Origin of the sequence: Stenotrophomonas sp. CASM110, from assembly GCF_049384345.1 — a bacterium.
GTDB classification, from domain to species: Bacteria; Pseudomonadota; Gammaproteobacteria; order Xanthomonadales; family Xanthomonadaceae; genus Stenotrophomonas; species Stenotrophomonas muris.
The window spans coordinates 130,623-151,347 of record NZ_JBMRGI010000002.1 but is presented as its reverse complement, the minus strand read 5'-3'; the positions used below and the strand labels follow the sequence as shown (position 1 = coordinate 151,347).

The 20,725-nt window shown below is 67.6% G+C and carries 17 protein-coding genes; 5 read left to right on the top strand and 12 right to left on the bottom strand.

Annotated elements, in window-relative coordinates:
• Positions 1-41 precede the first annotated feature (41 nt).
• Positions 42-278 (bottom strand): hypothetical protein, encoded by a 237-nt coding sequence (locus tag VG561_RS02055; RefSeq protein ID WP_046429698.1) that lies wholly within the window; start codon positions 276-278, stop codon positions 42-44.
• 211 nt (positions 279-489) lie between these two features.
• Here VG561_RS02055 and VG561_RS02050 point away from each other — a divergent pair, with 211 nt between their 5' ends.
• Positions 490-1,488, top strand: coding sequence for a polysaccharide lyase (locus VG561_RS02050; RefSeq protein WP_142234453.1), 999 nt, complete (start codon positions 490-492; stop codon positions 1,486-1,488).
• Positions 1,489-1,497: 9 nt separating this feature from the next.
• Here VG561_RS02050 and agp read toward each other — a convergent pair whose 3' ends face one another.
• The 3 genes from agp to VG561_RS02035 form a co-directional block, all read right to left on the bottom strand.
• Positions 1,498-2,721 carry a bifunctional glucose-1-phosphatase/inositol phosphatase gene (gene agp, locus VG561_RS02045; RefSeq protein WP_423179337.1) on the bottom strand — a complete coding sequence of 408 codons (1,224 nt, stop codon included), beginning with the start codon at positions 2,719-2,721 and terminating at the stop codon, positions 1,498-1,500.
• Positions 2,722-2,841: 120 nt separating this feature from the next.
• On the bottom strand, positions 2,842-4,674 hold the full coding sequence (gene smrA, locus VG561_RS02040; RefSeq protein ID WP_423179336.1) for a multidrug efflux ABC transporter SmrA: 1,833 nt from the start codon (positions 4,672-4,674) through the stop codon (positions 2,842-2,844).
• 156 nt (positions 4,675-4,830) lie between these two features.
• Entirely contained in the window at positions 4,831-6,393 is a 1,563-nt protein-coding gene (locus VG561_RS02035) for a serine hydrolase (protein ID WP_423179335.1), read from the bottom strand.
• A 110-nt stretch (positions 6,394-6,503) separates the two neighbouring features.
• On the opposite strand from VG561_RS02035, the gene VG561_RS02030 reads away from it, so the two are divergent.
• Positions 6,504-6,947, top strand: coding sequence for a VOC family protein (locus VG561_RS02030; protein WP_014646472.1), 444 nt, complete (start codon positions 6,504-6,506; stop codon positions 6,945-6,947).
• Complete coding sequence (locus tag VG561_RS02025; RefSeq protein ID WP_423179334.1) at positions 6,923-7,819, top strand: DUF72 domain-containing protein; 897 nt, start codon at positions 6,923-6,925, stop codon at positions 7,817-7,819. Before VG561_RS02030 ends, VG561_RS02025 begins: the two co-directional genes overlap by 25 nt.
• Here the strand turns inward: VG561_RS02025 and VG561_RS02020 are convergent.
• Entirely contained in the window at positions 7,740-8,354 is a 615-nt protein-coding gene (locus VG561_RS02020; RefSeq protein ID WP_262093262.1) for a Pr6Pr family membrane protein, read from the bottom strand. The two genes, VG561_RS02025 and VG561_RS02020, sit on opposite strands and share 80 nt — an antisense overlap.
• A 79-nt stretch (positions 8,355-8,433) precedes the next feature.
• Here VG561_RS02020 and VG561_RS02015 point away from each other — a divergent pair, with 79 nt between their 5' ends.
• Positions 8,434-9,381, top strand: a complete 948-nt coding sequence (locus VG561_RS02015) for a DMT family transporter (protein WP_014646470.1) — start codon at positions 8,434-8,436, stop codon at positions 9,379-9,381.
• Between the two features lie 30 nt (positions 9,382-9,411).
• On the opposite strand, the gene VG561_RS02010 is transcribed toward VG561_RS02015, so the two are convergent.
• The 6 genes from VG561_RS02010 to VG561_RS01985 form a co-directional block, all read right to left on the bottom strand.
• Complete coding sequence (locus VG561_RS02010; RefSeq protein WP_423179333.1) at positions 9,412-10,572, bottom strand: AAA family ATPase; 1,161 nt, start codon at positions 10,570-10,572, stop codon at positions 9,412-9,414.
• Positions 10,573-10,714: 142 nt separating this feature from the next.
• On the bottom strand, positions 10,715-11,785 hold the full coding sequence (locus VG561_RS02005) for a sensor domain-containing diguanylate cyclase (protein ID WP_180835050.1): 1,071 nt from the start codon (positions 11,783-11,785) through the stop codon (positions 10,715-10,717).
• 117 nt (positions 11,786-11,902) lie between these two features.
• The gene (locus VG561_RS02000; RefSeq protein WP_014646467.1) at positions 11,903-12,625 is read right to left on the bottom strand and encodes a pseudouridine synthase; all 723 of its coding nucleotides are present in this window, start codon (positions 12,623-12,625) and stop codon (positions 11,903-11,905) included.
• A gap of 34 nt (positions 12,626-12,659) precedes the next feature.
• A complete protein-coding gene (locus VG561_RS01995; RefSeq protein ID WP_423179332.1) occupies positions 12,660-14,324 on the bottom strand; it encodes a diguanylate cyclase in 1,665 nt (554 codons plus the stop codon).
• Positions 14,325-14,433: 109 nt separating this feature from the next.
• Positions 14,434-16,857: a putative bifunctional diguanylate cyclase/phosphodiesterase gene (locus VG561_RS01990; protein WP_423179331.1), complete on the bottom strand. Its 2,424-nt coding sequence runs from the start codon at positions 16,855-16,857 to the stop codon at positions 14,434-14,436.
• 218 nt (positions 16,858-17,075) lie between these two features.
• Positions 17,076-19,013 (bottom strand): DEAD/DEAH box helicase, encoded by a 1,938-nt coding sequence (locus VG561_RS01985; RefSeq protein ID WP_262093257.1) that lies wholly within the window; start codon positions 19,011-19,013, stop codon positions 17,076-17,078.
• A gap of 266 nt (positions 19,014-19,279) precedes the next feature.
• Here VG561_RS01985 and VG561_RS01980 point away from each other — a divergent pair, with 266 nt between their 5' ends.
• On the top strand, positions 19,280-19,501 hold the full coding sequence (locus tag VG561_RS01980; protein WP_014036469.1) for an RNA-binding S4 domain-containing protein: 222 nt from the start codon (positions 19,280-19,282) through the stop codon (positions 19,499-19,501).
• Positions 19,502-19,512: 11 nt separating this feature from the next.
• On the opposite strand, the gene ubiM is transcribed toward VG561_RS01980, so the two are convergent.
• Positions 19,513-20,691, bottom strand: a complete 1,179-nt coding sequence (ubiM, locus tag VG561_RS01975; protein ID WP_423179330.1) for a 5-demethoxyubiquinol-8 5-hydroxylase UbiM — start codon at positions 20,689-20,691, stop codon at positions 19,513-19,515.
• Between the last annotated feature and the right edge of the window lie 34 nt (positions 20,692-20,725).

Genomic DNA, 20,725 nt, shown 5'->3' with positions numbered 1-20,725 from the left:
CGGGCTTCCCGGGCCGTTCTCGTTTGAAGCGCCCGACGGCCTCACATCCGGTGTATGTACAGCTTCCCGGCATTGCTGCGGATATCAAGAAAGTACTTCACCTTGCAGCCCCGGCATGCCGCCGGATGCACTTCATCAAACCCACGTTGGTTCTCCAGCGCGACGGCCAGTATGGGATGCCCGCAGTCGAAACAGCAGAATGCAATGTTGTTGCCATGGGGATCGGCGTCGATCTGGTCGCCATAGTGATCCATTACCAGAAAGTCCGTGATTTTCATGGTCGATCTCCAGAGTAGGTGAATCACCCGCAGACTACATCGCAACCCCGCAGCCCAGAAGGGCACGCGTCGCCTACAGGGCAACGCATCCTTCCCGCCACGTTGGAGCCGCTCCGGTCCTGAACCGTTGCACATCGGGCGTGCGTGACCTCACACCTGGCGAACAACTCCGGGCGCATCTTTCGCCAGGTTCCCCCTTCCGCCGGCGTCCATGTCTCTCCCCCTCTTGCGTCTTGCGCTGCTGCCCGCGCTGTTGGCCAGCACTCCTGCCTACGCTGCCTGCCCGCCGCCACCGGCGGGACAGCCCGACATCCGTGCCCTGGGCTACTACACCGACAAGGCTGGTTCGGTGATCGACCCGGCACTTCGCCAGCAGAACAAGGACGCCACTGCGCCGCTGGACCGCTATGCCGCCGACGTGGCGCGCATGAGCGACGACTACCTGCGCGACGGTGACCCGGCAGCCGCACAGTGCACGCTGAACTGGCTGGGTGCGTGGGCCGACGACGGCGCCATGCTCGGGCAGATGATCCGGGTCAACAACAACCAGTCGTTCTACATGCGGCAGTGGATGCTCGATGCGGTAGCGATGGCCTACCTGAAGGTGCACGACCAGGCAGATGCCCGGCAGCGCGCGCGCATCGATCCGTGGTTGCAGAGGCTGGCCCGGGCCAACCTGGCGTACTGGAACAATCCGAAACGGCGCCGCAACAACCACTACTACTGGGGCGGTCTGGGCGTGCTGGCCACCGGACTGGCCACCGACGACGATGCCCTGTGGCAAGCCGGCCACGCCGCCTTCCAGAAGGGCGTCGATGACATCCAGGACGATGGCAGCCTGCCGCTGGAGATGGCGCGCGGGCAACGCGCCCTGCACTACCACGACTACGCATTGGCGCCGCTGGTGATGATGGCCGAGCTGGCACGGCTGCGCGGCCAGGACTGGTACGCCAGCAGGGATCGCGCCATTGACCGCCTTGCCCGCCGCGTCATCGAAGGCAGCAAGGACCCTGCATGGTTCAACGAACACACCGGCGTTGCACAGCTGCCCCTGCAGGCCAGCGGCTGGGTCGAGTTCTACCGCTTGCGCTCACCCGATGGCGGCCTGTTCGATGCCGCGCATGCACGCGGACCGTTCCGTTCCCCACGGCTGGGCGGCGACCTTAGTTTGATGGCTGCGCAGGGCATCGTGCGCACGCCGCCGCGATAGCCCCCTGTTTCAGCGACGGGCCCGCTGTAGCAGCTGCTGGAACTGCGCACGGCTGCAGCCCTGCCGGTCACAGCCCGGCAAGGGCAGTGCGACGCGTCCCGGCGGCTGCGCCTCGGTCAGCGGCACGGCATCGCGCAGCTGCGCGGTGGTCGGATAGACGTAGGCCAGGCGGAACCGCTCGCCACCGCCCTGGCGGTCACGCCAACGCTCGAACTGCAGCAGGCCACCGATCGGCGTCTTCTCGAACTGGCCTGGCAGGCTGTAGTCACCGATTCCTATCGCCGCCAGCACCGAACCGATATTGGAATCATGGCCGACCAGCAGGATCACCTTCGGCGACGCCGGATCACCGAACGACGCATCCACGCGCGCCAGCAGCGGAGCGGCCACGTCACGCGCCACCGCGGGTGTTCCGAACAGGATGTCCTGGTAGCGGTTGCGGATCTGCGCCAACGCCATCCATTGGCCTTCCGTGTTCAAGCGGCCCCAACCTTCGCGCGGAACGCCACTTCCCTGGTAATGCTCCATCAGCAGGGCATCGACCAGACCGCTGGCCAGTGCCAGTGAACCCGAAGCGCGTGGCTCCTTGCCCGGCTCCGCATTGAAGGTCGTGTCGCCCAGCACCAGATGACAGTCGCTGCGCCCCGCACAGGCCGCCGACTGCGGGTAGAGGGTGATCCCCTCCACCACGGACAGTGCGGGTGCCAGATCCGATACTGTCAGCGCCTGCTGCATTGCCGCCAGCGCGCGCTTGCGGAATGCCGCGTCATCGTTGTGGATCACCGGGTCGAACAGCGGATCCATCGTCCCCAGCGCCATGCGCTGTTCGACCGCAACATGGCAGCCCGGAAACGCACCGGCAATGAAGAACTGCGCGGTGGCCTGGGTACGCTGCAGGCTGTTGGCATGGGCGTGGAAGTCAGCCGGCTGCGGGCAACCCGACGCCGGCAACAATTGCGCCTGGCGCAGCCACTGGCCGATGTAGCGCCCCATGTAGACTTCCAGCACGCCGCCCTTGGTGGTCAGCTCGCCGGGGCCTACGTCCCAGCGTGGCCAGCGCTCCGGCGTGGCATGGGCAAGGGCGCCCGACGCCACCACCGGCGCGCGCAGGTTGTGGCGGCTGAGCAGGACGACCTGCTCGAGCTGGTCGCCTTGCACCGGTGTCGGTGCCGCGGCTGCGGCCGTTGTGGCCAAGCCAAGTGCCAGCAGCAGCGGGCGCAGGCATCGGATCATGCAGGTCTCCTGAGACACGTTGGGGTCAGAGCCCTTTCCTGCGGAAAGGGATCCGACCCCAAGGCATACGTGGCCAGGGTCGGATCCTGCTCGCAGAGAAGGCTCCGACCCCGAAAGCAATCATTGATCGGCGGCCACAAAACCACCGGTCTGTCGCGCCCACAAGCGCGCGTACAGGCCACCGGCGGCGATCAGTTCGGCGTGGCTGCCGGTCTCGACGATGCGGCCCTGGTCCATCACCACCAGCCGGTCCATGCGTGCGATGGTCGACAGCCGGTGCGCGATCGCGATCACCGTCTTGCCGCCCATCAGCTCATCCAGGCTGTCCTGGATCGCCGCTTCCACTTCCGAGTCCAGCGCCGAGGTCGCTTCGTCCAGCACCAGGATCGGGGCATCCTTCAGCAGCACGCGGGCAATGGCGATGCGCTGGCGCTGGCCACCTGACAGCTTCACGCCACGCTCGCCGACATGTGCGTCGTAACCACGACGCCCCTGCCCATCCACCAGCGTGTCGATGAAGGCTTCGGCACGCGCCTTGGCCACCGCAGCGCGCAACTGCTCATCGGTCGCGTCCGGACGGCCGTACAGCAGGTTGTCGCGGATCGAGCGATGCAGCAGTGAGGTGTCCTGGGTGACCACGCCGATCTGCTGGCGCAGGCTTTCCTGAGTGACGTAGGCAATGTCCTGGTCGTCGATCAGGATGCGGCCGCTTTCCAGGTCGTACAGGCGCAGCAGCACGTTGACCAGGGTCGACTTGCCGGCACCGGAAGGACCCACCAGGCCGATCTTCTCGCCCGGCTTCACCACCAGGTCCAGGCCTGCGATCACGCCGCCCTTCTTGCCATAGTGGAAGTGGATGTCCTGGAAGTGCACGCCACCGCGGGTCACCTGCAACGGCACCGCGTCCTCGCGGTCCTGCACGGTCAGCGGCTGGGCGATGGTGGTGATGCCGTCCTGCACCGTACCGATGTCCTCGAAGATGCCATTGATGGTCCACATGATCCAGCCGGACATGTTGTGGATGCGGATCACCAGGCCGGTCGCCAGCGTGATCGCGCCAACGGTGATGTGGCCGCCATTCCACAACCACAGCGCGAGCCCGCAGGTACCGGCAATCAGGAAACCGTTGGCGATGGCGATGGTCAGGTCCATGCCGGTGGTCACCCGGGTCTGCGCGCGGTGCTTGACCGCCAGTTCCTGGATCGATTCGGCCACATAGGCCTGCTCGCGCCCGCCATGGGCGAACAGCTTCAACGTGGGAATGTTGGTGTAGCCATCGACGATGCGGCCCATCGCCTTGGAACGCGCTTCGGACGCAATCCAGGCCCGTTCCTTCGCGCGCGGCACGAAGTAGACCATGATCACCGCATAGGCCAGCAGCCACAGGACCAGCGGCACCATCAGCCGCCAGTCCGCCTGCGCGAACAGGTACAGCGCGGTGCCGGTGTAGACCACGATGTACCAGAGCGAGTCGACCATCTGCACCGCCGACTCGCGCAGCGAGGTACCGGTCTGCATCACCCGGTTGGCGACGCTGCCGGCGAAGTCATTCTGGAAGAAGCTCAGGCTCTGCCGCACCACGTAGTTGTGCATCAGCCAGCGCGAGCGGTTGCTCAGGCCGGGCACGATCGCCTGGTTGACCAGCAGGTTGTGCAGGCCGACCAGGATCGGCCGCGCGATGACCGTGATGAACAGCATCCAGCCCAGTTCATTGGCATGGCGCTTGAAGAAATCGGCCCCCGGTTGCTCGGCGACCATGTCGACGATGCGGCCCAGGTAATCGAACATCGCCACTTCCACCAGCGCCAGCAGCAGGCCGGCGATCAGGGTCGCCAGCAGCACCGGCCACACCGGGCGCAGGTAGTGCAGGTAGAACGGCAGCACCTTGCGCGGTGGCATGCGCCCATCCACGGGCGGGAACACCGGGATCAGGGATTCAAACCAACGGAACATCGCACTCCCTCGCCTCTTGCAAGCGGCGAAGTATCCCACGCCGGATGTGTACGCCAGCCGATGATCGCCGCCGCTCCGGTAGTGCCGGCCGCTGGCCGGCACCCTCGCGGCATTTCGGAAGATCATGAGGTTGCCGGCCAGCGGCCGGCACTACCTTCATTCGTTGACCGGGGTGAACAGCAGGTCCTGGAAATCGAAGCTGAAATCGGTCAGGTCGGAGATCGACTGCATGCGCACCTCGCGCACCTTGCCGTCCGGGTCCAGGCTGAAGTTCACGAACGCATCGGCGTTGAGCGAGCGGTCATCCCAGCGCACGATGAAGGTGTCGTGCTGCCAGTGCTCAAGGCGGCCGCTCAGCTGCGCGGTCTTCATGAAGCGCAGGCGCAGGCCCTTGCCCGCGGCACTGACCTGCATGTCGCCATACCAGCGGTCGCGGAACGTGCCGGTGTAGCCGGCCAGCGGCAGCGACGGCCTGCTGCCCTTGTCGCGCGCGCTCTGATGCTTGGCCCAGGCCTCGTCGGCCTTGTCCTGGCCCTTGGCCACGGCCTTGGCATAGGCGTCCACCCAGTCGTGCTTGTCGCCGCCCAGATAGGCATCAAGCACGCTCAGGGTGATCGCGTTGAACGCCGCGCCCACTTCCTGGTTGGTCAGCACCACCACGCCCAGCTTCTCGCCCGGCACCAGGGTCAAGCGCGAGACCATGCCCGGCCAGCCACCGGTGTGCCAGACCAGTTTCCGGCCGCGATAGTCACTCAGGCTCCAGCCTTCGCCATAGCCGGCAAAGTTGGCCCGTGCCGGTGCCAGCTCCGGCACGCTCGGCGCCGGGATCGACTGCGGGGTGATCATCCGCCACATCTGCTGCTGGCTCTTTTCGCTGAACAGCGCAGTGCCGTCGGCCAGCTTGCCTTCGGCCAGCTGCACCTGCATCCAGCGCGCCATGTCGTGCGCACTGGAATAAATGCCACCGGCGCCGGCATTGTTCGACCAGGTCAGTGGTGCGACGGTGCGCAGGTCCTTGAAATCGTACTTGGCGTGGCCGACCGCCGCCGTGTCACCCGGCTTCAGGTGGTCGGCGTTGTAGCGCGTGCCGGCCATGCCCACCTTGTCGAAGATGCGGGTCTGCAGGAACTGCTGGTAGCTCACGCCCGAGACGTGCTCGATCACCTGCTGGGCGACCGCGTACAGGATGTTGTCGTAGGCATAGCTTTCGCGGAATCCACCCTTCAGCGGCACCTTGCCCAGCCGTTCCACCACTTCGGCATTACTGTAGGAGGTGGTCGGCCAGAACAACAGGTCACCGGCGCCCAGGCTCAGGCCGCTGCGATGCGACAGCAGGTCGCGGATCGTCATCTGCCCGGTCACGAACGGGTCGGACATGCGGAACGATGGCAGGTGGTCGATCACCTTGTCGTCCATCTTCAACTTGCCCTCTTCCGCCAGCAGGTTCAGCGAGGTGGCCGTGAACGCCTTGGTGTTGGACGCAATGGCAAACAGCGTATCGGCCTGCACCGGTTCCGGCTTGCCCTGCTCGCGCACGCCCCAGCCGCGCTCCAGCACCACCTCGCCATCCTTGACCACCGCTACGGCAATGCCGGGCACGTCGAACTGCGCGCGCACGCGCTCGACGGTCGCATCCAGGTCCTGCAGCGGCGGCGGGGTCGCCGCGCTCGCCATGGTCGTGCACGCCAGCAGCACGGCTCCTCCGATCCAGGGTTTCATCCAGCACGATCTCCGAACAGGGGTGGCGGCCATGTGCAGGCCGTCACCGGGGTTTCGCGGGATGGTAACGTCCGGCGGCGCATCCTGCCCTGTGCCATAGGAGGGGTGTCATGGGCGAGAACGGCCAACCCAGCAGCGGCTCCACGATCATTCCGTGCCTGCGCTATCGCGACGCGCAGGCCGCCATCGACTGGCTGCAGCGCGCCTTCGGCTTCCATGCCCAGGCCGTCTACGCCGATGGCGATACGGTCTTCCATGCGCAGCTCACCTTCGGCAGCGGCATGATCATGCTGGGCTCGGCCAGCAACCAGAGTGCGTGGAGCAAACACGCTGCCCTGCCTGACGAGGTCGGCGGACGCCAGACCCAGAGCGCCTGCGTGATCGTCACCGATGCCGATGCGCACTACGCGCGGGCCAAGGCCGCCGGTGCCCGCATCGTCATCGACATCGCCGACCAGGACTATGGCGGACGCGGCTACGCCTGCGCCGACCCGGAAGGCTACCTGTGGTGGTTCGGCAGCTACGACCCATGGCGCACGGACCACGGCCAGTGACCACGGCCGGCCGGCAGGCAGAGATCCGCTGCGGCATCGGCGGCTGGGTGTTTCCCGAATGGCGCTGCGGTGTGTTCTATCCAGCAGGCCTGCCGCAGCGGGAAGAACTGGCCCACGCCAGCCGCGCCCTGCGCTGCATCGAGATCAACGGCACGTTCTACCGCACGCCAACTGCGGCCCAGTGCGCGCAATGGGCTGCGCAGACACCCGACGGTTTCCGCTTCTCGATGAAGGCGCCGCGCTACCTGGTGCAGCGACGCGACCTGTCCAGCACCGTGGAAGCGGCCACACCGTTCCTGCAGGCGGCACTGGCGCTCGGTGACCGGCTCGGCCCATTGCTGTGGCAGTTCGATCCGCGCCACCCGGCCGACGCCGATGCACTGGAGGCGCTGATGGCACAGCTGCCTAAGCAGCTGGACGGGGTGCCGCTGCAGCATGCGCTGGAGGTCCGCAACGCCGAGGCACATGGCCCGGCACTGGTCGACGCCGCCCGCCGCCATGGCGTGGCGCTGGTGATCGAGGACAGCGACGAGGCGCCATTGCACGGTGATGTCAGTGCCGGCTTCGTCTATGCGCGGATCAAGCGCAGCCAGGCCCGCTTGAACGAGGGCCTGCCGGCGCCCGTGCAGCAACGCTGGGCCGAACGCGCGCGCCGCTGGTCACGCGGTGAACCAGTGGATGACCTGCCATGCCTGGCCGGGCCCGCTGCGGAGGCCCCGCGCGAGGTCTACCTGCTGTGCATCGGCGCAGGCAAAGCGCGCAACCCGGCGGCAGCGATGGCCCTGCAGCGCCTCATCGACAGCGCCAGCGGTCCAGCCCCCACAGCAGGGTCCACCCCACCACGAACACGCTCGCAACGCGCAGCACGTTGAGCAGGAACGCCGCCAGCCCCAGGCGTTGCAGTTCGAGGAACGGATACGGCGCCTGTCCTGTCACTTCGGCCACCAGCATCGCCCAGCCCAGGTACACCAGCGGTACCAGCAGCACCCCGCCCAGTGCGCGCCAGCGCAGCGCGCCATGCGGCAGCAGCCACCACCACCCCAGCAGGTACAGCGCCGGCACAGCGTAGTGCAGGCCGGCATCGACCCACCATTGCAGCCCGGTGGGTTGCCACAGCCCCTGCAACGCCAGCACGTAGATGCACGCGGTCACCCCGATGCACAACGCGATCACCGCGGCGACAGTCGCGTTCAGCACACCCGCACGGATCAGCCGGACGCATCCCAGGCACACCGCCAGGTTGCTGAGAATCGTGAAGTAACCAACGAAGCGCAGCGTCGCCATGCCGCCCCCGGCAGCCGCCCCGGGGCCATGCAGCAGCAACAGGTATTGCAGCAGCAACGAGGTGGCCGCCATCAGTGCAGTCAGCGCTGCCCATGCACGCTGGGCGGAACGGTTGGCAGCCATTGCGGGGTTCCCCTGGGGAGTTTCCGCGAGCATGCCACAGGCATCGCCGGCGGCCGTGCGATTGCCGCACAATAGGCGGATGAGCACACCCGACACCCGCAAAGCGTTGTGGCAGATTCACTTCTGTGTCCTGCTGTGGGGCGTCACCGCCATCCTCGGCAAGCTGATCACCCTGCCCGCACTGCCGCTGGTGTGGTGGCGCATGCTGCTGGTGACGGCGATGCTGGCGCTGCTGCCGCGGGTCTGGCGTGGACTGCGTACGCTGCCAGTGCGGCTGGTGGCCGGTTATGCCGGCATCGGCGCCCTGGTCGCCCTGCACTGGCTGACGTTCTACGGCGCGGTAAAGCTGGCCAATGCGTCGGTGGCCGCCACCTGCATCGCGCTGGCGCCGGTGTTCACCTCGATCATCGAACCGTGGGTGGCCAAGCGGCCATTCCAGCTGCGTGAACTGGCGTTCGGCCTGGCGGTGCTGCCGGGTGTCGCGCTGGTGGTCGGTGGCGTGCCCGACGGCATGCGCCTGGGTGTGCTGATCGGCGCGATCTCGGCGCTGCTGGTGGCAGTGTTCGGCTCGCTCAACAAGCGCATGGTCAGCCACGCCGATCCGCTCACGGTCACCGCGCTGGAGCTGGGTGCGGGCACCCTCACCCTGACCCTGCTGGCGCCGCTGATGCCCTATCTGCTGCCTGCGCTGGCCAGCCCGTTGTGGGTGGTCCCGGACCTGCACGACGGCATCCTGCTGCTGGTGCTGGCCGGGTTCTGCACGCTGCTGCCGTTTGCCCTGGCCCTGGTCGCACTGCGCCACCTGAGCGCCTACACGGTGCAGCTGGTGACCAACCTGGAGCCGGTCTATGCGGTGGTGCTGGCGGTGGTGCTGCTGCGCGAGCAGCACGAAGTCACCCCGTGGTTCTACCTCGGCGTGGCGATCATCGTAGGCGCCGTGTTCCTGCATCCGCTGCTGAACCGCCGCAAGCCGGTGCAGCATCCGGAGATTCTTGGCACGGCCGAGGCGCGCAACATCGCCGATTGAGTGCATCCACGCATGACGTGGATGCCCGTATCAACGCTGCGGCCAGTGCCATGCAGGTGCATCCAGCAGGCCCTGCCCGCTCAACAGCGTGCGGCCCTGTTCCTTGGACAGGTGCAGCGAATGGCACCCTGGCGCCTGTTCCAGCGCCGCGATCAGCCGGCTGGCGTGCGACACCACCCATACCTGGCTGCGCGCACTGGCTGCGATGATCAGCCGCGCCAGCGCCGGCAGCAGGTCCGGATGCAGGCTGGTCTCCGGCTCGTTGAGCACCAGCAGCGGCGGTGGACGCGGCGTGTGCAGCGCAGCGGCCAGCAGCAGGAAGCGCAGCGTGCCGTCGGACAGTTCGGCCATCGACAAGGGCCGCAGCAGCCCAGGCTGGTGGAAACGCAGCGCCAAGCGTCCATCCAGCTCCTCGAAGCCGACCGTGGCGCCCGGGAACGCATCGTCGACGCTGCGTGCCAACGCCACCGGGTCACCGATCTCGAGGATGGTGACCCAGGCCGCCGCCAGATCCCGGCCGTCGTGATGCAGCACCGGCGTGCGCGTGGCCATCGCCGGTTGCCGCGCCGGGGCATCGGCATCACTGCGGAAATGATCGTAGAAGCGCCAACGCCGGATGTACTCGCGCAGGGCGATGGTTTCCGGCAGGCGCTGCGGATCGCCGACCTGGGTGAACAGGCTGTCGAACAGCGACAACCGGTCATCCACGAGATCCCAGCCGCGCGCATGGCGCTGCCGCACCATCGCCCCGCGACGATCGACCAGCAGGTTGGCGCCGCGCAGGAACGGGCCGGCCCAGATCGCCTCGGCCTTGATCTGCGGGTCCAGTGCGAAGGCCGATCGACTGGGCGGCGGGTAGCCCAGATCGATGGCGTAGCCGAATTCGTCAGTGGCGAAGCCCAGCTTCAATCCCACCGATTCCTGGCGTGGGCCGCCCTGCAGGGGGATTTCGCCGGCAGCAACCCGACGGTCCATCTTTTCCGGACCCGCCCACAGCGCCGAGCCCAGCCCGCCTTCGCGGGCCAGCACCGCCGCGACGCCGCCCTGCGCGGTCTCGGCCAGCAGGCGCAGGGCACGGTACAGGCTGGACTTGCCACTGCCGTTGTCACCGGTCACCACATTCAACTGCTGCAACGGCAGTACGAGCCCGTGCAGCGAACGATAGTGGGCGATGGCCAGGGTCTGCAGCATGGTCGGCGTCCGGGGAACCAGGGGGTCATGCTGCCCGGTTCTGATCGCAGGAGCTGCGACGCGATGTGAATCGGTGACAGCATCCACGCGTCGCGTTGATCTACTGGAGCGGCATCCGTTTACCGCGCGGGCGGCAGATGCTTCAGCCGGCCACTTCCACCCGGTTGCGGCCATTGCCCTTGGCCCGGTACAGCGCCTTGTCGGCACGTGCCAGCGTGTCATCCACGCTTTCACCGGGCTGGTGCTGGGCCACTCCAATACTGATCGTGACCGGGAATCCCAGCGGTAGTTCAGCCACGGCCAGGCGCAGGAACTCGCACTGCAGTTCGGCGGTGCGCAGGTCGGTAGCCGGCATCACCGCCACGAATTCCTCGCCGCCATAGCGCGCGGCCATGCCGCGACCGGCGAAATGCGAACGCAGCAGCACGCCCAGTTCGGCCAGCACGCGGTCACCGGTGGCGTGGCCCTGGAAATCATTGATGTGCTTGAAATGGTCGATGTCCAGCAGCGCGACGCAGGCCACCCCGGGCTGGTCTCCGTTCACCGCCACCGCCTCTTCCAGCGCTGCCGCCATCGCACGGCGGTTCGGCAGGCCGGTCAACGCGTCGGTGCGGCTCTGTTCGGCCAGGTCGGCATTCTGCGCGAGCAGTACGTCCTGGTACTCAGACAGCAGTCGCTCGTAGTCATCGCGCTCCAGCATGTGTTTCTGGATGTCGAGCGCGAAGCGGCGCAGTTCCATCACCAGCATCACCTGCCGCGACAGCGCCGCCAGCGCTTCAGCCTTGTCGCTGGCCAGGTGCTGTGGCTGCGCATCGAATACGCACAGCGTGCCCAGCGGCAGGCCATCGGAGCTGATCAGCGGCGCGCCCGCATAGAAGCGGATGTGCGGATCGCCCACCACCACCGGATTGTCGTGGAAGCGGATGTCCTGCAGCGCGTCCTCGACCACCATGACCTGCTGCGGTTGCAGGATCGCGTGGCCGCACATCGATTCGCTGCGCAGGTTTTCTGCCGCATCGATGCCTTGGATCGACTTGAACCATTGCCGCTCGACGTCGATCAGGGTCACCGCCGCCATCGAGGTGCCGCAGACCGCCTTGGCGATCACCACCAGGTCGTCGAAGGATTTTTCACGCTCCGAATCGAGGATACGGTAGCGGTACAGCGCCTCAAGCCGAAGGGCTTCATTGGCAGGCTTGTCGGGCTTGATCATGCAGCGTCACGTTCCGGCAGGTCACCGCGAAGTCTAGCTGATGTAGAGCCGAGCCCATGCTCGGCTGCACCCGGACAAAAGAGCAGCCGAGCATGGGCTCGGCTCTACAGAAGCCGTTTACCAGTCCAGCTGCCTCGGCAGCAGGCCCTGCAGCTCCTGCTCGGTCAGGTTGCGCCACTGGCCCGGCTTCAGCGCACCGATCTTGATGTTGTCGATGCGCACGCGACGCAACTGGGTCACCCGATAGCCGAACTCGGCCGCCATCAGGCGGATCTGTCGGTTCAGGCCCTGCTGCAGGGTGATGCGGAAACCGAACTTGGCGATGCGCGAGGTCTTGCACGGCAGCGTCATCTGGTCGTGGATGCGAACGCCACGGGCCATGCCACGCAGGAACTCGTCGGTGACCGGCTTGTTCACCGCCACCAGGTACTCCTTCTGGTGGCCATTCTCGGCGCGCAGGATCTGATTGACGATGTCGCCGTTGCTGGTCATCAGGATCAGGCCTTCGGACTCCTTGTCCAGGCGGCCGATCGGGAAGATGCGCTGTTCATGGCCGACGAAGTCGACGATGTTGCCCTTGACCGAGGTCTCGGTCGTGCAGGTGACGCCGACCGGCTTGTTCAGCGCGATGTAGACATGGCGGCGGGCACCGGGCTTGCGGGCCACGCGCGCGCGCAGCGGCTGGCCGTCGACCAGCACCTGGTCTTCCTCGCCCACCACCGCGCCGGTGCCGGCCGGATGGCCGTTGACGGTGACCCGGCGGGCGGCGATCAGGCGATCGGCCTCGCGGCGGGAGCAGAAGCCGGTGTCGGCGATATGTTTGTTGAGTCGGGTGGTCATCGCCCTATTATCCGGCATCCCCGCCCGCTGCGCTTCATGCCGGAGGCGGCGGATCGAGTTCTTCGCCGTCGAATACCCGGTTGCGGCCGGCACGCTTGGCCACGTACATGGCGTGGTCGGCCCGGCGCAGCAGCGCGGCGAGATCGTCCTCGCCCGGCCGCCACTGCGCCAGGCCGATGCTGGCGGTGACCTCCAGACCGGGCACCTGCAGCGCCCGGGCCGCCTCGGTGAGGTGCTGGCGCAGGCGATCCAGGCGCGCCGATGCCGCCTCGCGCGGCATGCCCGGCATCAGCAGCAGGAACTCTTCGCCGCCCATCCGCACCACCTGGTCCTGGCTGCGGACCGCGGCACGCAATGCACGTGCCACCGCCACCAGTACCTGGTCACCCACGGCGTGGCCATGGCGGTCATTGATGTCCTTGAACAGGTCGATATCCAGGAAACCGATCACCAGCGGGCCGCGCTCGCGATCAACCCGTTCCAGATGCCGTGCCAGCTGCTGCAGCCCGGCACGGCGGTTGGGCAGACCGGTCAGGCCATCGGTCTCGGCCAGCTGGCGAAGTTCATCGCGCTGCTGGCGCAGGCGGCCCAGCCGCTGGTTCAGCGCATAGGCAGCCATCATCAGCAGCCAGGTCACCGACAGTTGCAGTGCCTCCACGCGGTACTCCAGCAACCACGCAGCGCGGCAGGCGTCGGCCAGGATCAACACCAGCATCGGTGCCAGCGCCGCCAACCCCGCCTGCGCCCAGCGGTCGCCGCGCAGCCATGCCCACACCCCGGCCATCAATGCCAGGCCGCAGCCCAGCAGGTAGGACACCTGCAGGCCCTGCGCCACCCAGGCCAGGCTGTCCCGCTGCAGCCAGGGCGCACACGCGGCCAGCGCCAGCAATCCCCACAGCGCCAGCAACTGCACCGGGCGCGATCGCGGCAGCAGGCGGTCGCCGCCGTTCAGTCGCCACAACGCGGGCAGCACCAGCGCCTGGGATGCAGCGGTCAACGACAGCAGCCACCACGCGCTGCGCTCACCCACCGGCAGCCATGGCTCGGGGTAGCCGCTCAGCCCGCCGAGAATGGCCTGCCACAGCACCAGCACGGTGGTACCGGCGATGTAGACCAGGAAACTGCGGTCGCGGGTGGTAAGGAAGGCCATCAGGGCCGACAACGCCAGTGCGATTGCCACGGCGATGCAGGCCGCGCGCACCAGCAGGCGGGCGGTATCGTTCTGCTGCACGGGACTGGGCGCGCCCAGCCGCAGGGTCGGTACCCAGCGCGCCTTCAGCGGCGTCTGCCATGACACCAGGAACGGTTCATGGCTGCCCGCCGGCGGCACCGCGACCAGGCCGATGCCTGCGCGGAACCGGGAATCACGGGTACGGGCATCGTGCATGTTGCCGCAGATTTCGCGATCCCCATGCTGCACGCGGACTTCGCCCGCGAACACATTGAACACGTCCAGTGCCTGCGGCTGGCCCGACCAGCCGCCCGCTGGCGCGGACACCTGCACCTGTTGCCGTGGCCCCGCCAGCATCTCCGGCGTGCATGCGCGATGCGGGGTGGGTTCATCGGTCGCCGCACCGACCAGCAGGTAGTCACGCCCGGCTTCGGCTACGGCCGCCGACAGCGGCCACGGCATTGCCAACCACACCAGCAGCACGACCAGCACCGCTCCCGTTCCGTACTGCCCCTGCCTGCCGCCCACGCCACGTCCTGTTCCTGCTTACGCCCGCGCCCACTGCGCGTCGCCCCTGCCGGGCATTATCGCAGCCGCGGCTGCAGCCCACGTGTAGACCAAAGTCGCCGACGGGCGTTCAGCCAGCGGCGGGCGGACCTTTCACCGCCACCAGGCGCACCGGCCGCAGGTCGGCCAGGGTCATCCGCTCCAGCGGTTGCGGCCGCTCGACCGCATAACCCTGCAGGCCCTGCACCCCAAGCCGGGTCAGCGCGGCGGCGACGTCGGCAGTCTCCACCCATTCGGCCACCACCTCCATCTGCAGCTCGCGCCCCAGTTCACTGATCGCGCGCACGGTGGCATGGCTGACCGGATCGATATCCATGTCGCGCACGAAGGCCCCGTCGATTTTCAGGATGTCGGCCGGCAGCTGGCGCAGGTAGCCGAACGAGGACAGCCCGGAACCGAAATCGTCCAGCGCCATCCGGCAGCCACGCGCCTTCACTGCATCGATGAAGGCACGCGCCTGGCTGAGGTTGCTGATCGCAGCGGTCTCGGTGATCTCGAAGCACAGCTTGGAGGCCAGCGCGCGGTTGCGCTCCAGCAGGTCGCAGACGAAGGCGAGGAAGCCGGGCTCGGCGATCGACTGCGCCGAAACGTTGACATTGCACAGGCCCAGCTGCCGCACGTGTGCCGGGCACACCTGCAGGTGCCGGAACAGCAGGCCAAGCACGTGCCGGTCCAGCGCCACGGCCATGCCATAGCGCTCCACCGCCGGCATGAACTGGCCCGGCAGGTGCAGGCTGCCATCGCTGCTACGCATGCGCACCAGTACCTCGTAGTGCAGGTAGGAGGGATCGCCGACGCGGGCGATGCGCTGCGCATACAACACCATGCGGTTTTCGGCCATGGCCAGGCTGACGCCCTGCAGCCGCTCGGCTTCCTGGCGCCGTTCCTCCAGCGCCATGCGGTTCTCGTTGAAGCAGTGCACGCGGTTGCGGCCGGCCTGCTTGGCCGCATAGCACGCGCTGTCGGCGGCGCTCATCAGCCAGTTCACATCCGGCGCATCGGCGCTGACCTCGACCACGCCGATGCTGCAGCTCAGCTGCGGGCTGCCTTCGCTGACCGGGAACGTCGCCTGCCCCAGGTTGCGGATTACCCGCTGCAGCACGCGCTTGGCCTCGTCCTGCCCGGCATGGGCCAGGAACACGGCGAACTCGTCCGCGCCCAGCCGGCCCACCCAGTCACCATCGCGCACCGCCGCCACCAGGTAGTCGGCGAAGCTGCGCAGCATCTGGTCGCCGGCGGCGTGACCGAAGCTGTCGTTGACCAGCTTGAAATGGTCCAGGTTGATGTAGCACAGCGCGTGCGTGCCACCTTCGCTGCGCACCTGCAGCAGCGCGCGTTCCAGCAGCCGTTCGATCTCGCGGCGATTGATCAGGCCGGTCAGCGGGTCGTGGCTGGCGTGGTGCTCGATCTCGCGCGCCAGTGCATGGTTCTGGCTGACGTCTTCGATGATGGCGAACACCGACAGGCCACCGCCGGTGCTGCGCACGCCGGTGCCGCTCCAGCGGCCCCAGACAAGGCTGCCATCGCGACGGCGGAAGCGCAGTTCGCTCGGGCGCAGCTGGCGGTCCCAATCGATGCGGCCCACCCCATCGATGACCAGCTCGCCGTCCATCAGCAGGTCGCCCAGCGACAGCTGCAGCAGCATGTCACGACGATGGTCGAGGATATCGGCCATCGCCTGGTTGGCCTCGATCACCTTGCCTTCGGCATCGAGCTTGAGCATGCCGACGTTGGCCTGGTAGAACGCCGCGCGGAAACGGCTCTCGTGTTCGGTCAGGTCCTTGCCGACGCGGCGCGCCAGGGCGACCGCCATCAGGCTGATCGCCAGCACCGACAGGCCCGCCACCATCAACGTGGCCAGCCTCACCAGCGTCGCCATCCGCAGCAGCGCCTGCGAGAACGCCTGGCTCTGCACCTTCATCCGCTGGTCCAGGTCACGCAGCTGCTGCAGGTAGCGGTCGCGTGCGGCAACGGGCACCAGGTTGCCGTCGTGCCGCAGCTGCAGTTCATCGATCAGTCGCTGCAGCGCCATCAGGTCGCCATCGGTCTGCCGCCACAACGCGCTCGCTTCGCGGAATGCACCGATGTCGCGCGCGTAGCGGAACGAGAACACCAGGCGTGGGATGTCGGCACGCGCATTGCCGCCCTGCAGGAAGCCCTGCCTGGCCTTCTCCTCGTCCGGTTCGGCCTGTTCCAGCGCCAGTCGCGCCTGCAGATCGCCCAACGGCACCTGCAGGGCCTGGCGTGCGTCGTCCAGGTCCTCGGCATCGCCACGCGCCAGGTAGCGACTGAGTGCGGCGGTGGCATCCTGCTGGCCACGCGACCAGTAGCCCTGGCCGGCGATCCAGGCAGTAGAGGCCGCCTGCAGTTCCTGGATCAGGGCGGACAGTGCGACCAGTCCGATCGCCATGCCGGTCAACAGCGCAAATCGCAGTCCCAGCCCCCGGGTCATCGGCACCCGCCGGCTGTGTTGGTCCGTGCCACTCCTACCCATCCCGGATCCCCCTGAATGTGCTGCGGTGACAACCTCCTTAGGAACCGGCTCAGCCTAGGACCGGCAATGTGTGGGCCATGCGAAAAAGGGGACGGAGGGGATTAAGTCGTTCTTGGCACAGGCGCATGACCAGCCAGATACGACTTAATCCCCTCCGTCCCCTTTTTCTGTCCGCCAGCCCGGGGGCTGGCGGTGGTGTGGACGGCTGCGGGTGCGGCTTAGAAGCTGCGCGGGCCGCGCGGCTTGAAGCCGTCACGACGCGGCGGGCGACTGTCGCGGTCACCGCCGCGGTCGCCACCCTGGCCGCCCGGGCCGCCACGACGCGGGCCACCCGCACCGCCCGGGCCACGCTTGTCGAAGCGCGGCTTGAACGGGCGCGGGGCCGGGTTGGTGTCTTCACCCGGAGCCAGCGCACGCATCTGCAGCTGCTGGCCGGACACCCAGACCTTCTGCAGGTGCGACAGCACGTCCGGCGGCATCTGTGCCGGCAGGTCCAGCAGCGAGAAGTCGTCGTGGATGTCGATGCGGCCGATGAAGCGGCTTTCCAGGCCGGCTTCGTTGGCAATGGCGCCGACGATGTTGGCCGGCTTCACGCCATGCTGGTGACCGACCGAAATACGGTAGGTCTCCATGCCCTGCTCCGGTGCACCACGCGGCGGAACCTCACGGCGCGGACGCTGTTCAAAACCACCTTCGGCGTCGTCACGGCGCGGGCCACGCTCGAAGCGCGGACCCCGTTCGTTGCGGTCGAAGCGATCACCACGTTCCGGGCGGTCACCACGGTCGAAGCGCTCGCGCGGTGCGCGCTCTTCGCGCGGGGCACGCACCGGCGGCTGCAGCAGGAACGGGGTATCGCCCTGCAGCAGCTTGGCCAGCGCGGCAGCGATCTCGATGGCCGGCACGTTCTGCTCGTTCTCGAAGCGCTCCAGCAGCTGGCGGTAGAAGTCCAGGCCACCGGCGCCGAGGGTTTCGCTGATGCGCGAGGTGAACTTGTTGATGCGGGTGTCGTTGACCGCTTCCACGCTCGGCAGCTGCATCTCTTCGATCGGCTGGCGGGTGGCGCGCTCGATCTGGCGCAGCATGCCCTTCTCGCGCGGGGTGGCGAACAGGATCGCCTCGCCGCTGCGGCCGGCACGACCGGTACGGCCGATGCGGTGCACGTAGCTTTCGGTGTCGTACGGGATGTCGTAGTTCAGCACGTGGCTGATGCGCTCCACGTCCAGGCCGCGCGCGGCCACGTCGGTGGCGACCAGGATGTCCAGCTTGCCTTCCTTCAGCATGGCGATGGTCCGCTCACGCTGGGCCTGCTGCATGTCACCGTTGATGGCGGCAGCGGCCAGGCCACGCGCCTGCAGCTTGCTGGCCAGTTCTTCGGTGCCGGCCTTGGTCCGCGCGAAGATGATCATCGCGTCGAACGGCTCGACTTCCAGGATGCGGGTCAGCGCGTCCAGCTTGTGCATGCCGCTCACCCACCAGTAACGCTGGCGGATGTTGGCCGACGTAGTGGTCTTGGCCGCGATGGTCACTTCCACCGGGTCCTGCAGGTAGGTCTGCGCGATGCGGCGGATCTGCGGCGGCATGGTGGCCGAGAACAGGGCCACCTGGCGCTGCTCCGGCAGCTTCTTCAGCACCGCTTCGACGTCGTCGATGAAGCCCATGCGCAGCATTTCATCGGCTTCGTCCAGCACCAGCGTCTTCAGCTCGGACAGGTCCAGGGTGCTGCGGTCCAGGTGATCGATCACGCGGCCGGGGGTACCGACCACGATATGCACGCCGCGGCGCAGGGCCGACAGCTGCTGGCCGTAGGGCTGGCCGCCGTACACCGGCAGCACGCGGAAGCCGGGGATCTTCGACGAATAGGACTGGAACGCCTCGGCAACCTGGATGGCCAGCTCGCGGGTCGGCGCCAGGATCAGGGCCTGGGGCTTGATCTGCTGCAGGTCGATGTTGGACAGTACCGGCAGTGCAAAGGCAGCGGTCTTGCCGGTACCGGTCTGGGCCTGGCCCAGCACGTCGCGGCCTTCCAGCATCGCCGGGATGGTGGCGGCCTGGATCGGCGACGGGGTTTCGTAGCCGATGGCGGTGACGGCCTGCATCACGGGCTCGGACAGGCCGAGCTGCGCAAACTGCAGCGGCGCTTGGGAATCTTGGGACATGGGGAACTCCGAAGGCACTGCCGTCTTCCTGGCAGTGCGATAAAAAAGGTGATGGTCCGCGCTTTGGGCGCCCTTCTTATCGCGTGCCCTGGCGCTGCTCGGTCGGAGGAGATTTCACTCGCTCAGAGCGGAATGATACCGCATTGATGCTGAACGAGGCATACAGCTTTCCTCACAGATGCCGTCGGGCCCGTGCTGGCGCACAATACGCGCCCTCTTCCCGGCCCGGCCGCTGGCCTGCGCCCTCTTCCCAGGAACCCCGCTCCATGCAGATTCTCGAATTCGACCTCGACGGTGACTACGTCGAACTCAAGCAGCTGCTCAAGCTGGCCGATCTGGTCACCAGTGGCGGCGAGGCCAAGATGGTCATCAGCGAGGGCCAGGTACGGGTCGACGGCGAAGTGGAACTGCGCAAGGCCTGCAAGATCCGCGCAGGCCAGGTGGTCGAATTCGCCGACAGCCAGATCCGGGTGCTGGCTGCAGGCTGATCTGAAGCTGTTCAGGCCACGCGCTGGGTCAGGTGCGAGGCAATCAGCTGCCTGAACGGTGCCACGCCCTGCGCCAGGCGCAGGCCGGCCGCACGCAGCAGGCGCGCCGGGCGACGGTCGTCGGTGTACAGGCTGGCGATCGCATTGGTGGCCTCGTACAGCGGCCGCGACGCCAGCCGATGACCACGCTGGTAACTGGCCAGCATGCCGGCGGCGGCAATGTCGGCACCACGGCGCTGCTGCGCGACGATGCCCTGCGCCAACCGCTGTGCGCTGGCCAGGCCCAGGTTGAAGCCATGCGCGGTGACCGGATGCATGCCCACCGCGGCATCACCGATCAGCGCAGAACGCTCGCCGACGAAGCGATCCGCGTACACACCCACCAGCGGATACGCCTGCGGCGTGGCCACCGGCTGCATCCGGCCCAGGCGGTGTTCGAAGCAGGCACTGATGGCCTCACCGAAGGCTACCTCGTCCATCGCCAGCAGCGCCTCGATCTGCCGCGGCGGCAGCGTGATCACCGCCGATGCCTGGCCCTCGTTGAGCGGCAGCAGCGCCATCGTGCGGCCGTAGCCGAACCACTCCCAGGCGGTGTGGTGATGGTCGCGCTCGACCTGCATGCGGCACACCAGCATCGACTTGCCGAAGTCGCGCATCTGCGCACCGATGCCGAGCATGCGGCGGGTGGCGGAGAAGCGGCTGTCAGCGGCCACCAGCAGCCGCGCATGCAGTTGGCTGCCGTCATCGAGTTTGACCACGTGGCCCTGCGCATCGGCCTGCACGCCCAGCACCTTGCGCCCGTCGAGCAGCTCCAGGCCGTCCTGGCCCTGCACGGCATCCCACGCGGCGCGACGGATCAGATGGTTGGGTACCAGCCAGCCCAGCGGCTGGCCGTCGACCTGGCTGCTGGCGAAGGTCAGCGCGAACGGCGAGCCGCCGTTCATCACCCTGGCATCGCGCAGATCAGCAATTTCAGCGTGCGGCAGGCGCTGCCACAGCCCCAGCTGCTCCATGCTCTGCCGCGAGGCATGGGTCAACGCGATCTCACGGCCATCAAAGGCGGCCTCGGCCAGCGCCTGGCGCGGCTGCACTTCGACCAGCCCGACCTGCAGCCCGCTGCCGGCCAGCGCGCGCGCGAAGCACAGACCTGCCGGTCCGGCGCCGACCACCACCACGTCCATCCTGCGCATGCGCGCCTCCTGCCGTTGATCCAGTCCGCGCCAG